13 protein-coding genes and 1 pseudogene are annotated in these 22,626 nt (G+C 37.2%); 12 read left to right on the top strand and 2 right to left on the bottom strand.

Annotated elements, in window-relative coordinates:
* Positions 1-49 precede the first annotated feature (49 nt).
* Together ACQ86H_RS19375 and ACQ86H_RS19370 are read right to left on the bottom strand one after the other, a co-directional pair.
* Positions 50-1,207, bottom strand: a complete 1,158-nt coding sequence (locus tag ACQ86H_RS19375) for a sensor histidine kinase (RefSeq protein ID WP_431292183.1) — start codon at positions 1,205-1,207, stop codon at positions 50-52.
* Between the two features lie 296 nt (positions 1,208-1,503).
* A complete protein-coding gene (locus ACQ86H_RS19370; protein ID WP_431292182.1) occupies positions 1,504-2,874 on the bottom strand; it encodes a sigma-54-dependent transcriptional regulator in 1,371 nt (456 codons plus the stop codon).
* A 277-nt stretch (positions 2,875-3,151) separates the two neighbouring features.
* On the opposite strand from ACQ86H_RS19370, the gene ACQ86H_RS19365 reads away from it, so the two are divergent.
* The 12 genes and pseudogenes from ACQ86H_RS19365 to ACQ86H_RS19310 all read left to right on the top strand — a co-directional run bounded on the left by ACQ86H_RS19365 (position 3,152) and on the right by ACQ86H_RS19310 (position 22,607).
* Positions 3,152-4,297: an efflux RND transporter periplasmic adaptor subunit gene (locus ACQ86H_RS19365; protein ID WP_431292181.1), complete on the top strand. Its 1,146-nt coding sequence runs from the start codon at positions 3,152-3,154 to the stop codon at positions 4,295-4,297.
* Positions 4,298-4,538: 241 nt separating this feature from the next.
* Positions 4,539-5,238: pseudogene (locus ACQ86H_RS19360) on the top strand (ABC transporter ATP-binding protein).
* A gap of 233 nt (positions 5,239-5,471) precedes the next feature.
* Positions 5,472-7,844 carry an ABC transporter permease gene (locus ACQ86H_RS19355; RefSeq protein ID WP_431292180.1) on the top strand — a complete coding sequence of 791 codons (2,373 nt, stop codon included), beginning with the start codon at positions 5,472-5,474 and terminating at the stop codon, positions 7,842-7,844.
* Between the two features lie 76 nt (positions 7,845-7,920).
* Positions 7,921-10,290: an ABC transporter permease gene (locus ACQ86H_RS19350; protein WP_431292179.1), complete on the top strand. Its 2,370-nt coding sequence runs from the start codon at positions 7,921-7,923 to the stop codon at positions 10,288-10,290.
* A 72-nt stretch (positions 10,291-10,362) separates the two neighbouring features.
* Positions 10,363-11,793 carry an ABC transporter permease gene (locus tag ACQ86H_RS19345; RefSeq protein ID WP_431292178.1) on the top strand — a complete coding sequence of 477 codons (1,431 nt, stop codon included), beginning with the start codon at positions 10,363-10,365 and terminating at the stop codon, positions 11,791-11,793.
* A 50-nt stretch (positions 11,794-11,843) separates the two neighbouring features.
* Complete coding sequence (locus ACQ86H_RS19340) at positions 11,844-12,734, top strand: ABC transporter permease (RefSeq protein WP_431292177.1); 891 nt, start codon at positions 11,844-11,846, stop codon at positions 12,732-12,734.
* A 76-nt stretch (positions 12,735-12,810) separates the two neighbouring features.
* A complete protein-coding gene (locus ACQ86H_RS19335) occupies positions 12,811-13,554 on the top strand; it encodes an ABC transporter permease (protein ID WP_431292176.1) in 744 nt (247 codons plus the stop codon).
* Positions 13,555-13,583: 29 nt separating this feature from the next.
* Complete coding sequence (locus ACQ86H_RS19330) at positions 13,584-15,182, top strand: ABC transporter permease (RefSeq protein ID WP_431292175.1); 1,599 nt, start codon at positions 13,584-13,586, stop codon at positions 15,180-15,182.
* A 76-nt stretch (positions 15,183-15,258) separates the two neighbouring features.
* Positions 15,259-17,550, top strand: coding sequence for an ABC transporter permease (locus ACQ86H_RS19325; protein ID WP_431292174.1), 2,292 nt, complete (start codon positions 15,259-15,261; stop codon positions 17,548-17,550).
* Positions 17,551-17,741: 191 nt separating this feature from the next.
* The gene (locus ACQ86H_RS19320; RefSeq protein WP_431292173.1) at positions 17,742-18,698 is read left to right on the top strand and encodes an ABC transporter permease; all 957 of its coding nucleotides are present in this window, start codon (positions 17,742-17,744) and stop codon (positions 18,696-18,698) included.
* Positions 18,698-20,116, top strand: coding sequence for an ABC transporter permease (locus tag ACQ86H_RS19315; RefSeq protein ID WP_431292172.1), 1,419 nt, complete (start codon positions 18,698-18,700; stop codon positions 20,114-20,116). The genes ACQ86H_RS19320 and ACQ86H_RS19315 overlap by 1 nt, the downstream gene beginning before the upstream one ends.
* Before the next feature lie 94 nt (positions 20,117-20,210).
* Positions 20,211-22,607, top strand: a complete 2,397-nt coding sequence (locus ACQ86H_RS19310; RefSeq protein WP_431292171.1) for an ABC transporter permease — start codon at positions 20,211-20,213, stop codon at positions 22,605-22,607.
* The last annotated feature ends 19 nt before the right edge of the window (positions 22,608-22,626 follow it).

Here is a 22,626-nt window from a genome sequence, read left to right as displayed (position 1 = left end):
ATCAAATTGGTTTTGTTTGAAATTTTAGGTCAAAAAAACATTCAAATGATTAAACGTAGTTAAATACCAATGAAAAAGTGGTACCACTTTCAGGAGTAGAAATTACTTCAATACTGCCTCTGTGCATCTTCATAATGTTGCGACTGATTGTTAATCCAATGCCCGATCCATTTTTCCTGGTGGTGTAAAACGGAACGAAAATTTTCTCTAAATCTCCCGCATCAATTCCTTTTCCGTTATCGGTAACATCGATATACAGTTTAGTATTTTCTAAACGGTAATTTACATTAATATAGGGCATTTCCTTATTTTCGACCGCATAAATGCTGTTGGTAATCAGGTTGATCAATACTTGCTCTACTAATTTCAGATCCAGCTGAACGGTGATTTTTGAAGAAGTTTGTTCTACATCCAGCACCACATTTTTAACTTTTGCAAATGGCTGCATTAAAACTTTAATGTGCTTTAATATTTCACCAATGGTGTGCGATTCGAGGTTTGGAGTAGGCAGTTCGGCAATTAAGCGGTAATCTTTTACGAAATCCAATAAACCTGAGGAACGCCTTTGGATGGTCTGTAGCGCTGTTTTAAGGTCGTCCATTTCATCCTCAGTCAAGTCCTTTTTATCGGTTACCATTTTATTGATCGTATCCGATAATGAGCTGATAGGGGTGATGGAATTTAAAATTTCATGCGAAATAACACCGATTAATCTGTTCCACGCTTCAGTTTCTTTTTGCTCAATTTCATCTTTAATGTTCTGGAAACTGATGATGGTATAGTTTTTTCCGTAAAGGTTTAAGGGAATTACCTCTGTCGATAACTGAATCAGTTTATCCTGGATTTTTAACTCCAGAAACCGCTTTCCGCCCGTTAAGATCTGTTCTATTTCTGTTCCAAATGCCGGAAGATGTTGTTTTAACCGATGCCAGTACTTGTAAGCGGGTACACCCAAAAGGTTTGACGCAGCCTGGTTGAAAAACGCAATTTCCTCATCTTTCTTCTCCTTTGTATTGTTCACCACGATTACACCAACCGGAACCTGTTCTAAAATGGTTTTGATCAGCTGAAACATGGCTTCCTGTTCTAACCTAATCTGTTTATGCACCTGTAAAATATCACTAAACGATTCATATAATTCAGGAAAACTGCCTTTAGTTACCTTGTTTTTGAAATTTAAAGTATGATCGCGGGTTTTTACTGCCAAAATGAAACGGTTAATATCCGACCGGATCTGATTGATGTAATAGTAAAGCGAAACAATAGTACCCAAAAAAATCAATGCAACACCAATAATAGTGAACCAGAGCTGAGTATTTTTGATGAGGTAAAAACAGGAGGTAGCCCAGCAGATTGATGATCAGCAGGCGGAATATTAAACGGAAGGTAAAGCGTTGGTAGAACATGTTTTAAGGTTGAAGGTAGAGGGTTATAAGGTATAGGGACTAAGGTTTAAGCTGGAATTTAATCTTCCGCCTTCAACCTTCCTGCCTTCGACCTTTCTCAGATTCCAAATTTCTCAATTCTTCTATAAAGTGCTGCACGGGTTAAACCCAGTTCGGCAGCGGCTTTTGATATGTTTCCTTTATGTTTGTCTATGGCTTTTTGCACCATCATTTTTTCCATATCCTCGAGCGCCATTTCGTCTGGCATTGAATTGTTCTGTGCAAAACGCTGCGGACTCAACTGTAAATCATCTTCCAAAATTTCGTTTCCGTCGCTCATAATCACCGCACGTTCTAAAACATGCTGCAATTCGCGCACATTGCCGGGCCATTTATAATTTAAAAGCACATCTTCTGCTTTATGACTTAATTTACGAATTTCTTTGTGATATTTTGAACTGAAAACCTGCATAAAATGATTCGCCAGCAATAAAATGTCGGTTCCGCGTTTGCGTAGTGGTGGTAATAGGAGTTCAACAGTATTGATACGAAAAAGTAAATCCTGCCGAAACGTGTTTTTTGCTACCATTTCGTTTAAGGGCATATTGGTCGCACTGATTAAGCGCACATTTACTTTACGTTCTTTGCTTTCGCCCAAACGGGTAACCGTACGGTTCTGTAAAACGCTTAATAATTTGGCCTGAAGTGGTAGCGTTAAATTTCCAATCTCATCTAAAAAAATCGTTCCTCCATCTGCCAGTTCGAAACGTCCGGGTTTATCCTCTTTTGCATCTGTAAAAGCACCTTTTGCATAACCAAAAAGCTCACTTTCGAATAAGTTTTCGTTCAACGAACCTAAATCAACATGCATAAAAACCTGGTTTTTGCGCTGCGAGTTTCCATGTATTTCATAAGCAAAAACCTGTTTTCCGGTACCATTTTCTCCTAGAATTAATACATTGGCATCTGTAGGTGCAACTTTAACCAAAGTGGCCTGTAAGTGTTTTATACCATCAGCCTGACCAACGATATTCTCAAAACCACGGGTAAGATCTTTTTGTAGGGAAGAATGTATTTTCTCGAGTTTTTTAACTTTTCTGGTCGATTCGCGTAGTTTTGAAGCCGCAGAAATGGTGGCGAAAAGTTTTTCATTTTCCCAGGGCTTTAAAATAAAGTCGGTGGCTCCTTTTTTAATTGCTTTAACCGCAAGTTCAACATTTCCAAAGGCTGTCATTAAAATGACTACATAATCTTTGTCGATCGATAAAATGTGTTCAAGCCAATATAATCCCTCACGACCATCACTTGCACCTTTTTGATAGTTCATATCAAGCAGGATGATATCTACTTCATTTTTACTTAGTAAAACATTGATTTCTTTGGGAGATTTACAGGTAATTATCTGCTTAACCTGCTGTTTTAAGAACAAACGGGCACTGAGCAGGATATCGTCGTCGTCATCGATAATTAAAACTGTGGCGTCTAACATAAATTTAAATTTGATGCGCTAAAGTAATAAAACTGTCCGCTCCCGCACATCAACTGTCCGATAATGAACATGTAAAAATAATAAAAACTTTTAACTTTCTGATTATTAGTGTTTTAAATGTATTTTTAGCTTTTGGCACAGGCTTGGCATAAGGGAAATTGAACAGTACAACCGAACACATGGATAAGAAAATAGAGAAAAAAGATTTAGCACTAAAAGCCTGTTAATTATAGGTGGAGCAATTGCATTTGTAGCAGTTGTAATTTATGGCTATACTTTGTCCCTCAAAAAAGTTTACAGTGCCGATGCCGATAAATTAACCATCAGTAAAGTAGAATATGGCGATTTTGAAGATGTGGTGCTATTAAATGCCAGTGTAGTTCCATTAACTTCGGTAATTGTAAGTTCATCAGAAGGTGGTACGGTAGCCGAAATTTTTACCGAAAACGGGGCTTCAGTTGTTAAAGGAACGCCATTGTTAAGAATCTCCAATTCAAATGCGATGTTGAGTTATACCTCTAGTCAAACTGCTGCTACAGAACAGATTAATCAGTTGCGCAAATCGAGATTGGATCTGGAGCAAAATCAAAGGGTATTAAACCAGGATGTTTTGGATGTAGAAAATAGCTTGAGAACAGCAACACGTCAATATAGATTAGACAGTTCACTTTTTGCCAAAAAAGTAATTACGCTACAGGAATTTAACAAATCAAGTCAGGATTTTGAATATTACCAGGGCAAACTGAAAATTGTGCGTCAGGCAGTTAAACAGGAAAACCAGAGTAGAAAAATGCAGCTGGCACAAATCGATCAATCGATGGGGCAGATGAACGAAAGCTTAGAAATGATCCGAAAAAATATTGAAAATATGACCATCAAAGCCCCGGTATCTGGTAAACTATCATCGTACGATCCGGTAATTGGTAAATCATATAATTCTAACGAAATGATTGGTAAAATTGATGTTTTACAGGGTTATAAGCTTCAGGCAGGAGTTGATGAATATTACATCAACAGGGTTAAAGAGGGACAAACAGCCAATTGCGAATTTAACGGCAAAACCTATAACTTAACGGTGAGCAAAGTAATTCCGGAGGTTACTGCGGGTCAATTTCAGGTAGAAATGGTTTTTAAAGGCGCTGCACCTGAAGGTTTACGCCGTGGTTTATCGTTACAGACCAAATTGACCTTATCGGATAACAGCAAATCGTTGCTTTTGGCACAGGGACAGTTTTTTCAAAGTACTGGTGGCTCTTGGGTCTTTGTGGTAAATAATGGCAAGGCACTTAAGAAAAATGTAAAAATTGGCAGAAAAAATTACCTCTACTACGAAATATTGGACGGTTTGCAAAAAGGCGACGAAGTAATTACTTCATCTTACGATCAGTTTAACCAATACGATCAGGTGGAGATTAATAAGTAAAGCGGATGGCGTTTGGCGGTTAGCGACAGACAATAACTAATAAATCAATGACCAATAAGTAATTACCAATGATCCATAACCAATTTGCGATTTTTAAAATAGAGAATAAAGTTAACTGATAATATACTCCGGTCTTGATACTTCATACTCATTACTTGTACAAGTCTTGATACCTGAAACTAAATACCTGAAACTAAATACTTGATACTAAATACCTGATACTAGAACAACACTTGATACGATGATTAAAATAGAAAATCTGGAAAAAAGTTTACAAAACAGAAGAGGTAGAAACCACTGCACTTAATGGAATCAACCTTCATGTGGCAGCAGGAGAATTTGTTTCCATTATGGGCCCTTCAGGCTGCGGAAAATCTACCTTGTTAAATGTAATGGGTTTATTGGATAAGCCTGAAAGTGGAAGCTACAAATTTATCGATACAGAGCTTTTAACACTTAATGATAGGGAACGTTCAAATTTCCGTAAAAGAAATATGGGATTCGTTTTCCAGAATTTTAATTTGATCGATGAATTAACTGTTTTTGAAAACATCGAACTACCATTGATCTACAATAAAATTGCAGCTGGCGAACGTAAAAAACTGGTAAATGAAATCATCGAAAGAATGAACATTGTAAACCGTAGCGGGCACTTTCCTCAACAATTATCGGGTGGACAGCAGCAGCGGGTAGCAGTAGCCAGGGCCTTGGTTACCAAACCTAAACTCGTTTTAGCCGATGAGCCTACCGGAAACCTGGATAGCTCGCATGGTAACGAAGTAATGGAGTTGCTTTGCGAACTGAATGAAACCGGTACTACCATTGTAATGGTTACCCACTCTAGTCACGATGCCAGTTTCTCCAACCGGATTATTAACCTGAAAGATGGGCATGTAATATCGGAGAAGATCAATAAAAGCAGAAACGAAGAGCTGATATAAGGAGAAAAGGCTGAAGGTTTTAAGGTAGAAGGTCGAATATGTCAACCTTTAATCCTCCACCTTCCTACCTTCAACCTCAAAGAAGATTTTAGTTTAGTTAATAATAGCCGCCAACAATCTTCCCCGGATGGGGAGATTTTGGATCGGCGCTGGTAAGGTGAAAGTTTTAAACTATAGGGCTAATGCGCTAGAACCTTCAACCTTTTAACCTTCCAACCCTCAACCTCAATAATATGTTCAAATTAAACCTTAAAATAGCTTTACGTAACCTTTGGAAAAACAAGGGTTTCTCACTAATCAACATTGGTGGATTGGCCATTGGCCTGGCCAGTTGCATGGTTTTATTACTATATGTTGCTTATGAGTGGAGTTATGATAAACAGTTCTCCAATCATGATAAAACTTATGTAGTTTATCAAAACATGGAGGCAAGTGGTAAAACTTTTAGCTGGGCGTGGACACCAAATGTGATGGCCAAAGAGGTGCAGGAAAAAATCCCTGGCGTTAAATATGCCTCTCACACTACTTATCCGAGAAAACAACTCATTACCGTTGGCGATAACAAGATAAATAGCAGTGCCATATTTGCCGACCAAAATTTTATTAAAATATTGGACTATAAATTTCTTGAAGGTAATTCAGCGCAGGTTTTAAAAGATGTAAATACCATCATCCTCACCAAATCTTTTGCAACTAAATTATTTGGAAATGAAGATCCTATTAATAAGACTGTAAAGCTTGAAAACGAGGAAGTATTAAAAGTAGAAGCTGTAATAGAAGATGCTCCTGCAAATAGTAGCTTAACTTTTGAGTGCATAATGCCCTGGGCATTGTTCGAAAAACGTGAAACCTGGGTGAAGGAAGGCAATTGGGGCAACAACATGTGTTTAACACTTGTTCAGTTAAAAGATAATAACTTTTTCACTACTGCAAATGATTTGATGCATGGTATTTACAAGCGAAATCAAAAAGATAATACATCATTAGCTTTATTACATCCTTTAAACAAATGGCATTTGTACGATGAGTTTGCAAACGGTAAATCGGTAGGTGGAAAAATAGATCAGCTTAAAATATTCTTATTGCTGGCCTTTTGCATCTTGCTGATTGCCTGTGTAAATTTTATGAATTTATCTACAGCACGCTCAGAGCGCAGGGCAAAAGAAGTTGGCGTTCGTAAAGCAATCGGATCAACACGTAAATCGTTAATTAGTCAGTTTTTTCTAGAATCCCTGCTCATCACATTTATCGCCACAGTTATAGCTTTTATCTTAATCGAGGTTAGTTTGCCATATTTTAATAGCTTATTGGATATCAAATTAACAATTGATTATCATAACGGTCTGTTTTGGTTAACACTAGTGGGGCTAATGATTTTAACCGGATTAATTGCGGGTAGTTATCCGGCGCTCTATTTATCTTCTTTCGAGCCGATAAAAGTGTTAAAAGGTTTCACCCTTAAATCAGATTCATCCACTTCGGTGAGGAAAGTATTAGTGGTTGGCCAATTCGTTTTTGCTGCAAGTTTAATTATCTGCACAGCAGTAATTTATCAGCAACTTAATTATGTTAAAAACAAGCCTATTGGTTATGATCAATCCAATTTAATTCAGATAGCAGTAGTTGGCAAAATGAACGATGCAGCTAAGTTGGAATTACTTAAAACACAACTAATAGCAGCTGGTGCAACAACTCATGTTACTTCTTTTAGTACAGATTTTACTGAAGGAGGAGATAATACAACGGGTGTAGAATGGGAAGGTAAAGATCCGAATGAGAAAATTTCTTTTAACCATAGGGCAATAGGATATGATTTTGTTGAAACTATTGGCACTAAAATGATTAGTGGCAGGGAGTTTTCTGCGAAATTTCCTAACGATACCGCTAGCGTATTATTAAATGAGGCGGCTGTGCGAATGATGCAATTAAAAAATCCGATAGGCAAAGTAATTACTTTCTGGGGTGATAAAAAGCTAACTATAGTTGGTGTTGTAAAAGATTTTGTGGTAGAAAGTGTTTACCAAAGAGTGGCCCCAATGATTTTTAGGGCAAATGGAAAGTACGATGCGAGGGTTATCATTGCGCGTTTAAATCCAAATCAAAACATCAGTTCATCGCTGGCTAAAATTGATGATTTGGTAAAACAGATGGAACCTAATTATCCTGTTAACCGCAAATTTGTGAATGAATCTTTTGAAGTGAAATTTAAAAATGAAAAACTCTTAGGCTCACTTTCAAACTGGTTTGGCGGTTTCGCAATTTTCATTTCTTGCTTAGGATTATTAGGTCTGGCGCTTTTTATGGCAGAGCAACGCAAAAAAGAAATCAGTATCCGTAAGGTTTTAGGTGCCAGCACTGGTAATATCCTCGTGTTGCTGAATAAAGATTTTATAAAGTTGGTGGCCATTGCAAATATGATTGCATTTCCTTTAGCCTATATTATTATCAATAAATGGCTTTCGGCTTTTGAGTACCGTGTTTCCATCTCATTTTTACCCTTTCTGCTGGCTATCCTGATTTCCGTTGTAATTGCAGTTTTAACAGTCAGTTTGCAATCTGTTAAAGTGGCCAAGGCTAACCCGATTGATGCTTTGAAATACGAATAACTAATACGTGTAGCGTTTGGCGATCAGCGTGGATTTATCGCTAACCGCCAAACGCTTTACGCTAAACCTCACAAATATGTTTAAACTCAACCTAAAAATTGCATTACGCAACCTCTGGAGGAATAAAGGATTTACCCTGATTAATCTGGGTGGATTGACCATTGGCCTGGCCAGCTGCATGGTTTTGTTGTTGTATGTAGCTTATGAATATGGTTACGATAAACAATTTACAGATTATGATAAAACTTATGTTGTTTTTAATAACTCGATTGCAAATGGTAAAACTTTTAGTTGGGCCTGGACACCAGGAAAAATGGCTGAGCAAGCGAAAGAGAAAATACCTGGAGTTGTTTATGCTGCGCAATCAAGTTATCCTCATCCACTATTACTTGAACATGATGCCACGAAGCTAAAGGCTAAGGGTGTTTTTGTAGGTGCCGATTTTCTGAAAATTCTTGACTATAAATTTATAAGTGGCCAACCTAAACACCCTTTAGAAGGACTCAATACTGTTATTTTGACTAAAACACTGGCAGAAAAATTATTTGGCAAAGAAGATCCTGTAAATAAAATGCTAAAGCTAAATAATAAAGATCTTTTAAGAGTAGAAGCGGTAATTGAAGATGTCCCGGCAAACAGCAGTGTCAAATTTGATTATTTAATGTCATGGGCTTTGTACGAAAAAAGAGAACCCTGGGTGAAAAATTCTCCTTTTGGAAATAACATTTGTTTAACCCTGGTACAATTACAGAACCCGGACCAATTAGCTGAAGCCAATGCCGCCATAAAATATATTTATCAACAAAATGATAAAGATGTAACCAATGAGGCACTGTTGCATCCTTTAGCTAAATGGCATTTGTATGGGGAATTTGAAAATGGTAAATCGATAGGCGGGAAGATAGATCAGTTAAAAATATTCTTAATGCTGGCATTTTGTATCTTATTGATCGCCTGCGTAAATTTTATGAACCTGTCAACTGCACGTTCAGAGAAAAGAGCAAAGGAAGTAGGTGTGCGCAAAGCGATCGGCTCATCCAGAAAATCATTAATTGGCCAGTTTATGCTCGAGTCGGTGTTGCTTACGTTGGTAGGTACCATACTTGCATTTGTACTTGCTGAAATAAGCTTACCTTATTTTAACAATTTATTACGTATAAATCTGGTTATAGAATACCAGAACTGGAAGTTTTGGTTTGGGCTTTTGGTGTTAATTGCTTTTACGGGATTATTGGCTGGCAGCTACCCCGCAATTTATCTATCATCTTTTGAACCGGTAAAAGTAATTAAAGGGTTTAGTGTAAAATCGGGCTCATCTGTTTCGATCCGTAAAATATTGGTTGTTTCTCAGTTTGTTTTTGCTGTATGCCTGATTATTTGCACCATAGTCATTTATCAACAATTAAGCTATATTAAAAATAAGCCAATCGGATACGATAAAGGAAACCTTATACAGATAGCTGTACAAGGAAATTTAAAAGACCCCAAAAAAGCAGCATTGCTTAAAGAACAGTTACTAAAATCCGGAGCTGCAGCAAGTGTCTCTACGTTTAGCATGGACATTAGTGAGGGAGGAAATAATACATCAGATATTAACTGGCAAGGTAAAAATCCAAAAGAAAATGCCCTGTTTAATTTTAGGGCTATAGGAACTGATTTTATTAAAACCATTGGAACGGAATTGATAGCCGGTAGAGAATTTTCTGCCCAATTCCCTAATGATACAAATAGTGTGTTGCTTAATGAAGCTGCAGTAAAAATGATGGGGTTTAAAGATCCTGTTGGAAAAATAGTTAAATGGGGTACAACTGATAATACTATAGTTGGAGTGGTAAAAGATTTTGTAGTAGAATCGGCGTATCAGAAAGTAGCACCAATGATTTTCTATGCTGGTAGTAAAGATGGATTAGAAATGATTCTGGTTAGATTAAACACCACAAAAAATATTAGTTCATCACTTTCTGATATAGATAACTTAGTTAAACGCATTGAACCTAATTTTCCTGTCGACAGAAAGTTTGTTGATGAATCTTTTGAAGAAAAGTTCAAAAATGAAAAACTTTTGGGTACACTCTCCAACTGGTTCGGTGGTTTTGCCATTTTCATTTCTTGCTTAGGCTTGTTGGGATTAGCGCTTTTCATGGCCGAGCAACGCAAAAAAGAAATCAGCATCCGTAAAGTTTTAGGCGCAAGCACGGCAAATATTCTCACGTTATTGAACAAAGATTTTATCAAACTGGTTGCCATTGCAAACCTGATCGCATTTCCGTTAGCTTATATTATTATCAATAAATGGCTTTCGGGCTACGAATACCGCATTTCGGTTTCTGCTTTGCCATTTATTGTGGCCATAAGTCTATCAGTGATTATAGCAATACTTACCGTAAGTGTGCAATCGGTTAAAGTAGCGAAAGCAAACCCGGTAGATGCATTAAAATATGAATAAGACATGCGTATAGCGTCTGGCGTAAAGCGTTTAAACCGCCGAACGCTAAATGCTCTACACTAAACCAAAAAAATGTTCAGATTAAACTTAAAAATCGCTTTGCGGAACCTTTGGAGAAACAAGGGATTTTCCTTAATAAATATTGGTGGCTTGGCTTTAGGGTTAGCCAGTTGTATGCTTCTATTATTATATATATCCTACGAGTTTGGATTTGACAAGCAATTTAAGAATTACAGCACAACCTATATTGCCCATACCAATATGAAAGCCAATAGTAAAGTGCACAGCTGGGCCTGGACCCCTGGCTTACTGGCGCCAGAGCTTAAAGAAAAATATGCAGGTATTGTAAACGCAGCCAGATCTACTTACCCATTTGAGCAGTTAATCAGCTATAAAGATATAAAGATCAAAAACAGAGGATTGTTTGCCGATCCCTCTTTCCTTAAAATATTGGATTATAAATTTTTAAGTGGTAATGCTGCATCACCACTTAAAGATATTAACAGCGTTATTTTAACTCAATCATTATCCAGAAAATTATTTGCAAACGAAAATCCTGTAGGTAAAATTGTAAAGCTGGATAATAAAGACGGATTAAAAGTGGAAGCAGTAATTGCTGATTTACCTGCGAATAGCAGCATCAGATTCGATTATATAATGCCTTGGAAATTAAATGAAAAATTGAATGAATGGGTAACGAAACAAGGATGGGGGAGTAATTTCTGTTTAACCCTCGTTCAACTTCAAAATAGTCATTTATTGGATAAGGTAAATGCCGAGGTTAAAAATATTTATAAAACCCATGATAATAAATCGAATACTAACGAATTGTTTTTACATCCTTTATCGAAATGGCACTTGTACGATGAATTTGAAAATGGTGTAAATGTAGGTGGAAAAATAGGACAGCTGAAGATTTTCTTTATGCTGGCTATTTGTATTCTCCTCATTGCTTGTGTAAACTTTATGAATCTTTCTACCGCCCGATCTGAGAAAAGAGCAAAAGAAGTCGGCGTTCGCAAAGCGATTGGATCCAGTAGAAAATCATTAATAGCTCAGTTTATCCTCGAAAGTACTTTACTCGCTTTAATTGGAACTGTTGTTGCCTTTACTCTGGTTGAAATTAGTCTGCCTTACTTTAACAACTTGTTAAATATTAATCTGATTATTCAATACAATGACTGGAGGTACTGGGCTGTATTAATTGGATTAATTTTATTTACCGGATTACTGGCGGGTAGTTATCCTGCATTTTACCTATCGTCTTTTGAACCTGTAAAAGTGCTTAAGGGCTTCAGTTTTAGAGCTGGCTCAGCTATCTCAATAAGAAAAGTACTGGTAGTATCCCAATTTGTATTTGCAGCAAGTTTAATTGTTTGCACTGTCGTTATCTATCAGCAATTAAATTACATTAAAAATAAACCAATAGGTTATAATCAAGGTAACCTGATACAAATGGCAGCTATGGGTAATTTAACGAGTTCAAAAAAATCGACTTATTAAAAACGCAGCTAATCAAATCAGGTGCCGCCCAAAATGTTTCGTTACTCAGTATGAATATTGATGAAGGTGGGAACAATACATCTGCTATTAATTGGAATGGCAAAAATCCTAATGAAAAAGTATTGTTTAACCAAAGAGGGATAGGATACGATTTTATAGCCACTACTGGTACAAAAATGATAGCAGGAAGAGAATTTAGTGCTGAATTTCCAGGTGATTCTAACAAGGTTTTGATAAATGAAGCTGCTGTTAAAATAATGGGACTTAAAAATCCGGTGGGTACAATAATTGATTATGGTGAATCCAAATCTACGATTATTGGTGTGATGAAAGATTTTGTTGCAGAATCTCCGTATCAAAAAGTTGCCCCAATGATTTTTAATCGAATTTATAAAGATGAAGGAGGAGTAATTTTAATTCGGCTAAACGAGACACAAAACATCAGCACTTCGCTGGCACAAATCGATGCGCTTGTAAAAGCTATAAACCCAGATTATCCCATAGACAGGAAATTTGTCAGCGATTCTTTTGAAGAAAAATTTCAGAACGAAAAACTTTTGGGCACACTCTCCAACTGGTTCGGTGGTTTTGCCATTTTCATTTCTTGCTTAGGCTTATTGGGACTAGCTCTTTTCATGGCAGAACAACGTAAGAAAGAAATCAGCATCCGTAAAGTTTTAGGCGCAAGCACAGCAAATATCCTTACACTTTTAAACAAAGATTTTATAAAACTGGTTGCCATTGCAAACCTGATCGCATTTCCGTTGGCTTATATTATTATCAATAAATGGCTTTCGGGCTACGAATACCGCATTTCGGTTTCTACACTACCATTTATTGTGGCCATAAGCCTATCGGTGATTATAGCAATACTTACCGTAAGTGTGCAATCGGTTAAAGTGGCGAAAGCAAACCCGATAGATGCACTAAAATATGAATAAGTTATGCGCTTAGTTTTTGGCGATCAGCGTGGATTTACCGCTAACCGCCAAACACTTTACGCCAACCCTCAAAAATATGTTTAAACTTAACTTAAAAATTGCACTGCGTAACCTTTGGCGAAACAAGGTAAGCTCTTTCATCAATGTGATAGGCCTGGCTATCGGTTTGGCGGCTTGTTTAACTTTGCTGCTATACGTTACCTACGAATGGAATTTTGATAAACACGCTAAAAACTCAGCCTATGTTTATACCACAATGACCAATATTCCGGGTGATAACGGTAAAATTTCAGTAACTTTTGAAGGCTCAACTACTGCTTTCGGTCCGGTAATTAAACAAAGTTTGCCTGAACTGAAGTATATGGCGAGAATGGACTACGGAAGTAAAAATTTAATTGCCAACGGACAGAACGCCTTTAAGCGTCAATCTAAATTCGCCGAACCTGATATCTTAAAAATGTACGATTACGAATTTATTTATGGCAATGCCAGTACAGCGTTAAGTAATCCACATTCTGTTATTTTAACTGAATCTACAGCTAAAGTATTGTTTGGAACAGCTGATGTGCTGAATAAATCGGTGCGTTTTAAAGATCAATTCGATTTGAATATTACCGGAGTAATTAAAGACCAGGCCGACAACAGCTCAAACAAATTTGATTATTTAATGCCCTGGGCTTTTTATGAAACAATTGATCAAGGCGCTAAAGATTTAAACTGGAGCAATTTTAGTTTTGTGACACTGGTGATGTTAAAAAATGGCGCAAACTTAGATTTGGTTAACCAAAAAATCAATCAGATAGAGAAAAAAATAATATAAATAATCAGCAATCGCAGGTATTGTTCCCATTGGCCAGGTTACATCTATATGGCAAGTTCGAAGATGGCAAAAGCATTGGTGGAGCAATAGAACAAATTTATCTGTTTGTTGGACTCGCTTTCGGAATTCTTTTAATTGCCTGCATTAATTTTATGAACATGGCTACAGCCAAATCAGAAAAACGTGCAAAAGAAGTAGGCATAAAAAAGACTATTGGCGCCAACCGCAGTTCGCTAATTGTACAGTTTTTAACCGAATCGATGATGCTAACTTTTATTGCGGTAATTTTTTCTATTACTATCCTCGAGATTTTTTTGCCCACCTTTAACAACCTGTTGAATAGAAAATTGAATATATCTTATTTTAACAGCACCAGTTGGATGGGCATTCTTGGGATTGTTTTAACTACAGGATTAATTGCAGGTAGTTACCCTGCATTTTACCTTTCGTCTTTTAACCCCATACAAACCTTAAAAAGAAAAATTAAATCGAAAAGTTTCTTTTCAGTGAGTTTAAGGCAGGTATTGGTGGTGGGGCAATTTTGCTTCGCTATTATCCTCATTATTTCTACTTTGGTTATCTACAAACAGATCCAATATATTAAAAACAGGCCGGTAGGCTTTGATATGAACGCTTTGGCAGAAATGCCACAGGATGGGGAACTGAAAACAAAATATGAACTGCTGCGTACTGAGCTGCTAAAATCTGGGGCGGTTACCTCCATGTTCCAGTCATCAGTTAGCTTATCGCATCATGGTCGGAATTTTGCAGGTATCGAATGGGAAGGAATGTTGAAAGCGACAAACAATCAAATGTTTAACCAGGTAATTACCACTTACGATTTTATCAAAACCAATGGCATCAAATTAACTAAAGGGAGAGATTTTTCAGAAAACTTCGCTTCAGATACAAGCGCTGTGATGGTAAGTGCTTCTGCAGTTAAAATTTTTGACTATAAAAATCCGGTAGGCAAAACAATTACCATTTTTGGTGACAAATTTAACATCATAGGTGTTTTCGACGATTATGTTTGGGATTCGCCTTATAAATCGAATAACCCGATGGTGGTGTTTTTTGATAAGAAACAAACGGGAAACATCACGATGCGTCTAAATGAAGATAATAGTCTTCAAAGTAATGTTGAAACCATCAGCAGAATTACAAAGGCTTTAAATCCAGCCTATCCACTGGAGATTAATTTTTTAAATAACGTGTACGCTGAAAAATACAATGCCGAAAAAACTTTGGGCATCCTGTCTAACCTTTTCGGTGGACTTGCGATCTTTGTTTCCTGTTTGGGATTATTTGGTTTGGTAGCCTATAGCGCCGAGCAAAGAACAAAAGAATTTGGGGTACGTAAGGTGCTAGGTGCATCTTTACTTCATTTAATGCAATTACTGTCATTTTCTTTTGTAAAAATGATTGTAGTTGCGATCGTTATCGCTATTCCTTTGAGTTATTATTTAATGAATAAATGGTTGATGAAATTCGAATTTCACACCGAAATATCATGGTGGATTATGCCGATAGCCGGGTTTGGTACTTTACTAATGGCATTGATTACGGTAAGTTTCCAAGCTTATAAAACAGCTCATGCAAACCCTGTTGATGCACTTAAATACGAATAAACCATGCGCTTAGCGTCTGGCGATCAGCGTGGATTTACCGCTAACCCCCAAACGCTTTACGCTAAACCTCAAAAATATGTTTAGACTCAACTTTAAAATAGCCTTGCGTAACCTTTGGAAGAACAAAGGCTTTACTTTAATCAATGTTGGTGGATTGGCAATTGGCATGGCCTGTTGCTTGATGTTGCTATTGTACGTTTATTACGAATGGAGCTTCGATAAACAGTATAAAAATGCCGATAAGGTATATATTGCTGCATTAAATCTAAAGTTTAACGGCAAACTAGCTACTACCATGGCGGTTCCGAATAAACTAGCCAAAGCTGGCGCTTCAGAACTGCCGGGCATTAAAAGTGCAGCGCGCATGTCGATGAATAACGGGGAGAAGCTGTTCAGCCATAATCTGCACAATTTTAAACTTTCAGGGATGAATGTTGATCCGGATTTTTTAAAGATCCTTGATCACAAATTCATCTATGGAGATCCAAATACGGCTTTAAGCGAACCGAATAATGTATTGATTAGTCAATCTACTTCCAAAAAACTATTTGGCGTGGAGAACCCGATCGGACAAAGCATTAAATATGATAACAGGATCAGTTTAAAAGTGACTGCTGTTATAGAAGACCTTCCCAAAAACCAGAGTATGCAATACGATGTGTTGCAGCCATGGGCTTTTTTTGAACAGGAAAATCCTTCTGAAAAAGAAAATAGTTGGGGCGCCATTACCTGTCTAACCTTATTTCAGCTTAAGAATAATGCTTCCCTGGAGGCAACAAATGCGGCTCTAAAACATTTTATTGTAGATAAAGAACCTGATTTAAAAGAGATGACTTATGAACCTTTTCTTTTTCCTTTAAGCAAACTTCACCTGTATGATGATTTTGATAACGGAAAAGTAGTCGGTGGTAAAATTGACCAGTTAAGGTTATTTGTTTTTCTGGCTATCTGCGTACTGTTTATCGCCTGCATCAATTATATGAACCTTTCTACCGCTAAATCTGAAAAACGGGCGAGAGAAGTAGGGGTGCGGAAAGCTTTAGGATCTACGCGCAACACCATTATGGGGCAATTTATGGTAGAATCATTACTGTTGTCGTTTTTAGCCATGTTAATTGCTTTTACGCTACTCGAGGTTTCACTGCCTTACTTTAACAACCTGCTCGATATTTCAATCAAAATCAATTATGGCGCAACCGGCTTTTGGGCGGTCTTACTTGCTATGGTTTTGATTACCGGTCTGCTTGCCGGCAGTTATCCTGCATTTTACCTCTCCTCTTTTATTCCGGTAAAAGTACTTAAGGGATTTAAAGGCTCAACAGGTTCATTATCCATCCGCAAAACCTTGGTGGTGGTACAGTTTAGTCTTTCTATCTGTATGATTATTTCGGCTATTGTAATTTACAGCCAGATCCAGCACCTTAAAAATAAACCTTTGGGTTTTGATGAGACGGCATTGGCACAGATCGACCTGGAAGGGGAATGGACAAAACCCGAAAAACTCAAAACCTTTAAAAACGAACTGGAAAGAGAAGGAGCCATTGTTTCCGCGACTGAATATGCCAACTCTTTTACCAGTAGCGGTTCTATTACCAGCGATATTCAATGGCCCGGCAAGCCTAAAAATGATGTCTCTATTATCAACTATAGAAGTACAGGTTTTGATTTTGCCAAAACAACTGGTGTAAAGATTCTTGCAGGGAGAGATTTTGAGTCTAAATTTTCAGCAGATACCTCTACATCTCTGCTCCTCAATCAAAGTGCTGTTAAAATAATGGGGTTAAAAAATCCTGTCGGTACAGTTATCCATTGGGGCAATAACCCGCCACTTAAAGTGGTGGGCGTTGTTCAAGATTATTCCAGCGAATCGCTTGCTTCTAAAATACAGCCTACAGTTTATTATTACAATGTTAAAACGAGCCGGGTTTTGCTGATTAAGCTCAATCCTAAGCAATCGCTTTCTAATTCAATCGAAGCGATAAAATCGATAAGTCAACATTTAAATCCTGCTTATCCAATTGAAGTGAAAATGGTTAGTCAGGGCATGGCCGAAAAACTCCGGAGTGAAAGGTTACTCAGTGTACTTTCCAATATTTTTGGAGGATTTGCCATTTTTATTTCCTGCTTGGGTTTATTGGGTTTAGCGTTATACACTGCCGAGCAGCGCAGTAAAGAAATCAGTATCCGTAAAGTATTAGGCGCCAATCTTTCTGATATCCTGGTCCTTTTAAACAAAGATTTTATGAAACTGGTAATCATATCCAATGTGATCGCTATCCCGGTAGCCTATATTCTTGTTGCCAAATGGCTGGAAAAATATGATTATAAGATTACGATTAATCCATGGCCTTTTTGCTTGCGCTTTTAACCTCGGTAATTATTGCCATTTTAACAGTGAGCCTGCAAACCTTTAAAGTGGCCAAAGCAAATGCTGTTGATGCACTTAAATATGAATAAAAGCTGAAAGATAAAAGACTAAAGCAAATTGCTAGAGTCTTGATACCCGATACTAAATACCTAGAGTCTTGATACCCGATACTAAATACTTGATACTAAAATATGTTCAAATTAAACTTAAAAATCGCATTGCGAAACCTTTGGAGAAATAGAGGTATTACTTCAATTAATGTTGGTGGTTTAGCCACTGCTTTGGCTGCTTTTATTTTAGTTGTGCTTTATTTTACTTACGAAACCAGCTTTGATAAAATCAATCCAAACTACAACAATATTTATGTAGTTGGACGGATTTATCCTGATTTTAAAACAAACTACACTTCGCCACCATTTGCAAAAGCAATTAAACAGAATTTCCCGGAGGTAGAAAATGCGGGAATTACCAAACGTGGTTTTTTTGAATTTACCATAAAGAATGGCAAGAACACATTATTTGCCAAAAACTTTATGCAGGCTGATTACAATGCCGCCAAAATTCTTGATTTGAAACCTACAGGAGGCTTAGAAAAACCCGCAGGTGAAGCTGACAGACTTTCTTACCTGAGTGAGGAAAGCATGAAAGTGCTTTTTCCAAATAAAACAGATAACAAGCCTGAAATGGTAGGAATGGGAGCAAGCAATTCGGGCATTACCAGTAAAATCAATGGTTCAATTACAAATAATTTGCATTCAAATATTACTTTCGACGGGATTTCAATCGGTAACGAAATTGGACAGGGAGAGAATTATGGATATAACAATTACACGACCTATATTCAGGTAAAACCCGGAACTGACGTTGCAAACCTGGAACAAAAAATTACAGACTTATACCGAAAAGAATTATTAAAAGGCGAAACTGACCAAAAAACAATAGAAGAAATAAAGGGTGTTTCCACATTTTTAGACCCGCTTGCAAACTTGCACCTCAGGCCAAAGGCCGGTAATGATGCGCCTTATAAAATACTAATCGCCCTTTCTGTACTTGGAATTCTGATCTTGGTTATTGCCTGTATCAATTTCACCAATCTAAGCATTGCTCAGGCCACAAAAAGGGCTAAAGAAGTTGGCGTAAAAAAGTAATGGGTGCTTATCGTTTCCAGCTTACCACACAATTTCTTACCGAAATATTTATTCAATGTTTTGTTGCTACAATTCTTGCCTTAACAATAGCAGAATTAGCCCTGCCATATTTCAACAACCTTTTTCAGGTTAATTTATCCATCTGGAATATTGAAAATAACTTATTCTGGCAATTACCCTTAATTTTATGCCTGATTACATTTGTTGCGGGCACTTATCCAGCTTTGGTTTTATCAGGTTTCAAACCTGCTTTAGTACTAAAAGGTAATTTTTCTACAAGTAAACAAAGCTCATGGCTGCGAAATGGCCTGTTGATTTTTCAGTTTAGCATTGCGGTGATTTTTATAATCGGTTTGTTCATCATCAACGCACAATTGAAATATATGCGGACTCAGGATCTGGGTTTTACAGCAAATCAGGTTGTTTACATTAAAAACATAAGTCTTTTCAATAAACCTGAAAAATTTGCTCCGGTTAGAGATAAAATCTTAAAAATCCAGGGAGTAAAATCAGTAACTGTAGCTACTGGTGTTCCTGATGGGAGCGAAAATGGAGGTAACGGCTATACCGTAAATGGTGTGCAGAAAAGCATTGATTTTGTCGATGTGGATTTTGATTACTTTGAAACACTTGATATTAAATTAAAAGAGGGACGGTTTTTCTCAAGGTCATTCAGTACCGATACTGCGAATTCTGTTGTGATAAATGAAAGTGCTGTTGCGAAATATGGAATTAAAAATCCAGTCGGACAAACAATAAGAGGCTGTAATATAGATTATAAGATTGTAGGGGTAGCAAAAGATTTTAAAGCACAAGGATTTGAAAGTGCCGTTCAGCCTACTATTTATGCAATTAAAAATCCTTGCGGAAATTCAAAAACGCAAATTATGGTGAAAATTGAGGAAAATAAAATGGCTGATGCTTTGGCTGCTTTGAAAGCACAATGGCCTCAAATAAATCCTCAGGACGGCGAGGACTTTCGATATGAATTTTTAGATGAACTTTACGGCAAACTTTTCAAAAAACAGGAACAGTTACAATCCGTGTTTTTCGCAGCGGCATTGCTCACCATCTTCATTGCTATTTTAGGTTTGTTTGCCTTTGCAAAATACATCACCAATGGACGCATCAAAGAGATTGCAGTGCGCAAAATTTTGGGTGCAAGTGATATTCAAATCTTCAAATTAATTAATAGTTCATTTTTTATCATGGTCCTCGTCGCTAACGTAATTTCCTGGCCGGTAGCTTATATCCTTACTAAAAAATGGCTCGAAACTTTTGCCTACCGAATTGATTTACCTGTGCTACCCTTTGTTAGCAGTGCAACAATTACCATTTTATTAGCTGTAATAACCGTAAGCATTCAGGCGAAAAAAGCTGTTAAAGCTAATCCTGTTGATGCGTTGAAATACGAATAATAGCTGAAAACTTAAAGATCAAAGACTGAGGTAACTTGCTGGTGTCTTGATACCTGATACTAATACTTGATACTAAATACTTGATACTACAAAAATGTTCAAACTTAACCTCAAAATCGCCTGGCGAAACCTCTGGAAAAACAAAGGTTATACTTTTATCAATATTCTTGGACTGTCAATCGGGATGGCAAGCTGTATTTTGATCTTTATTTTTATCCGTTTTCAGCTCAGTTTTGATGAAGGTTATAAAAATGCAGATCGGATTTATAGGGTAGTTACGGATTGGAAGTACAATGCTTTCGATGATTTTTCTGCAGGAGTACCCATACCTTTTACAGCAGCAGCCAGAAATGAGATCGCTGGAGTAGAAAAGATAGGTGCAATTGCCAAATTAGATGATATTATACATATTAAGGATAATACAGGCAGGGAAATTTTAAAAAGTCAGGAAAACGTGTATTTTGCTGAACCCGATTTTTTTGATGTAATTCATATCAACTGGAAGTACGGCAAACCGGCAGAAGCTTTAAAAGCCCCTAATAACGTTGCCCTATCCGAGGCGATGGCCGTTAAGTATTTTGGCAGCATACAAAATGCCATTGGTAAAAGTATTACCATGGGTACCAAAACACAGCTAAGCGTTACTGGGGTATTTCAGGATATGCCGCAGAACAGCAGCTTTCCTTTAAAAATAGTGATCGCTTACCAAAATTTATACAATTATTACGGTAACCGCGACTGTTGGGATTGTATCAATTCGAGTTTAAGTAGTTATGTGTTGCTTAAAGAAGGACTGAACAAATCTGACTTAGATTGGGCTATGGCCAAATTCAATAAGAAATATTATGCAGACAAAAAGATTGAAGGGAACCAGGTAAACAGGCTTCAGCCGTTAAAAGAGATTCATTTTGATCAACGTTACGATAATTTTGCAAATGCAACAATTGCCAGGAGCCAGATTTTCGGCCTTGTTATTATCGGATTGTTTTTGATCTGTACTGCATGTATCAACTTTATCAATTTAAATACGGCACAGGCTGTTAACAGGTCAAAAGAAGTTGGCGTGCGTAAAGTAATGGGGGGCAAGCGCAGGCAACTTATTGTACAGTTTTTAACCGAAACCATTGTACTGGTCTTAATTGCACTTTTAATTGCCTGTATCATCAGTGAGTTGGCTATACCCGCTATGCAGAACCTATTTAAAAATCAGATCAGCTTTAGTTTGTTCGGGCACCCGGTTATTTTTGTGTTTATGATTTTACTGGTTGTATTTGTTGGCTTTATGGCCGGCTTTTATCCGGCTATGGTCATATCAGGTTTTAATCCGGCGTTGGCTATAAAAAATAAAGTTACCCTTAACAACAACGGTTTAAGCCTGCGTAAAATTTTGGTGGTGGTGCAGTTTGCAATTACTGTTATACTCATTATCGGTACCATTGTAATTGTAAATCAAATGGACTACCTGCAGCAGAAACCGTTGGGTTTTAATTCATCCACAGTGGTAATGGTGGGGATGCCAGGAGATCAGGTGAGTAAGGAGAAACGGAGTGTTTTTAAAGAAAGGATTTTAAAAATACCTGGTGTACAATTGTTGAGCTATTGCCAGTCGCCCCCCTTATCCCAGGATATAAATTCGACCAATTTTACTTTTAATGGAGTTAAAAATAAAGATTTCGAGGTAAGGACCTGTAAGGTCGATGAAAATTATTTTAAACTTTTCGATTTAAAGATTATTGCCGGCAAAGTTTTTATGAAGAGCGATACGGCCAATGGTTATGTGGTTAACGAAACATTTTTGAAAAAAGTAGGCATAACAAAGCCCGAAAATGCCCTTGGTAAAATGATCAATGCCACGGGTATTAATATCCCGATTGTAGGAGTGGTAAAGGACTACAATGATAAATCATTAAAAGAGAAAATATCCGGTCTGGCTATTTCTGCCGATAAAAATCAATATTGGCAAGCTGCAATAAAGTTAGAGGGCAAACAGCTCGTATCTTCCATGAACCAGGTAGAAACCTTATGGAACAGTACATTCCCGAATAATATTTATCATGCAGATTTTGTTGATGACCGGATAAAGGGCTATTATGAAAGTGAACACATCATGGGGGTATTATTTAAGGTGTTTGCCAGCGTAATTATTTTCATCTCGTTTATAGGTTTGTTCGGCCTGATTTCATTTGTAGCCATGCAACGCACCAGGGAAGTAGCCATCCGGAAAGTTTTGGGTGCATCTACCTTACAGCTGGTTAAAATGCTGAACGGCTCGTTTTTATTGATGGTGTTTATTGCAAATGTAGTGGCATGGCCATTAGCCTATGTTTTTGTGAATAAATGGCTTTCAGGTTTTGCCTATCGGATTGACATCAGCATCTGGCCGTTCGCTTTGGCTATGGTAATATCAATGGCAATAACGTTAATAACAGTAAGCTTTCGATCTTATAAAGCCGCGAATGCAAATACTATTGATGCACTTAAATATGAATAAAGCCGAAAGCTAAAAGACC

It is taken from the genome of Pedobacter sp. P26, from assembly GCF_050632135.1.
GTDB lineage: Bacteria > Bacteroidota > Bacteroidia > Sphingobacteriales > Sphingobacteriaceae > Pedobacter.
This window is presented reverse-complemented; position numbering and strand designations above follow the sequence as displayed.

Coding starts and splice junctions, on each gene's coding strand:
- ACQ86H_RS19315 (WP_431292172.1), top strand. CDS start 18,698: ATGGGTGCTTATCGTTTCCAGCTTACCACACAATTTCTTACCGAAATA.
- ACQ86H_RS19320 (WP_431292173.1), top strand. CDS start 17,742: ATGTTCAAATTAAACTTAAAAATCGCATTGCGAAACCTTTGGAGAAAT.
- ACQ86H_RS19350 (WP_431292179.1), top strand. CDS start 7,921: ATGTTTAAACTCAACCTAAAAATTGCATTACGCAACCTCTGGAGGAAT.
- ACQ86H_RS19310 (WP_431292171.1), top strand. CDS start 20,211: ATGTTCAAACTTAACCTCAAAATCGCCTGGCGAAACCTCTGGAAAAAC.
- ACQ86H_RS19355 (WP_431292180.1), top strand. CDS start 5,472: ATGTTCAAATTAAACCTTAAAATAGCTTTACGTAACCTTTGGAAAAAC.
- ACQ86H_RS19340 (WP_431292177.1), top strand. CDS start 11,844: ATGAATATTGATGAAGGTGGGAACAATACATCTGCTATTAATTGGAAT.
- ACQ86H_RS19345 (WP_431292178.1), top strand. CDS start 10,363: ATGTTCAGATTAAACTTAAAAATCGCTTTGCGGAACCTTTGGAGAAAC.
- ACQ86H_RS19370 (WP_431292182.1), bottom strand. CDS start 2,874: ATGTTAGACGCCACAGTTTTAATTATCGATGACGACGACGATATCCTG.
- ACQ86H_RS19335 (WP_431292176.1), top strand. CDS start 12,811: ATGTTTAAACTTAACTTAAAAATTGCACTGCGTAACCTTTGGCGAAAC.
- ACQ86H_RS19325 (WP_431292174.1), top strand. CDS start 15,259: ATGTTTAGACTCAACTTTAAAATAGCCTTGCGTAACCTTTGGAAGAAC.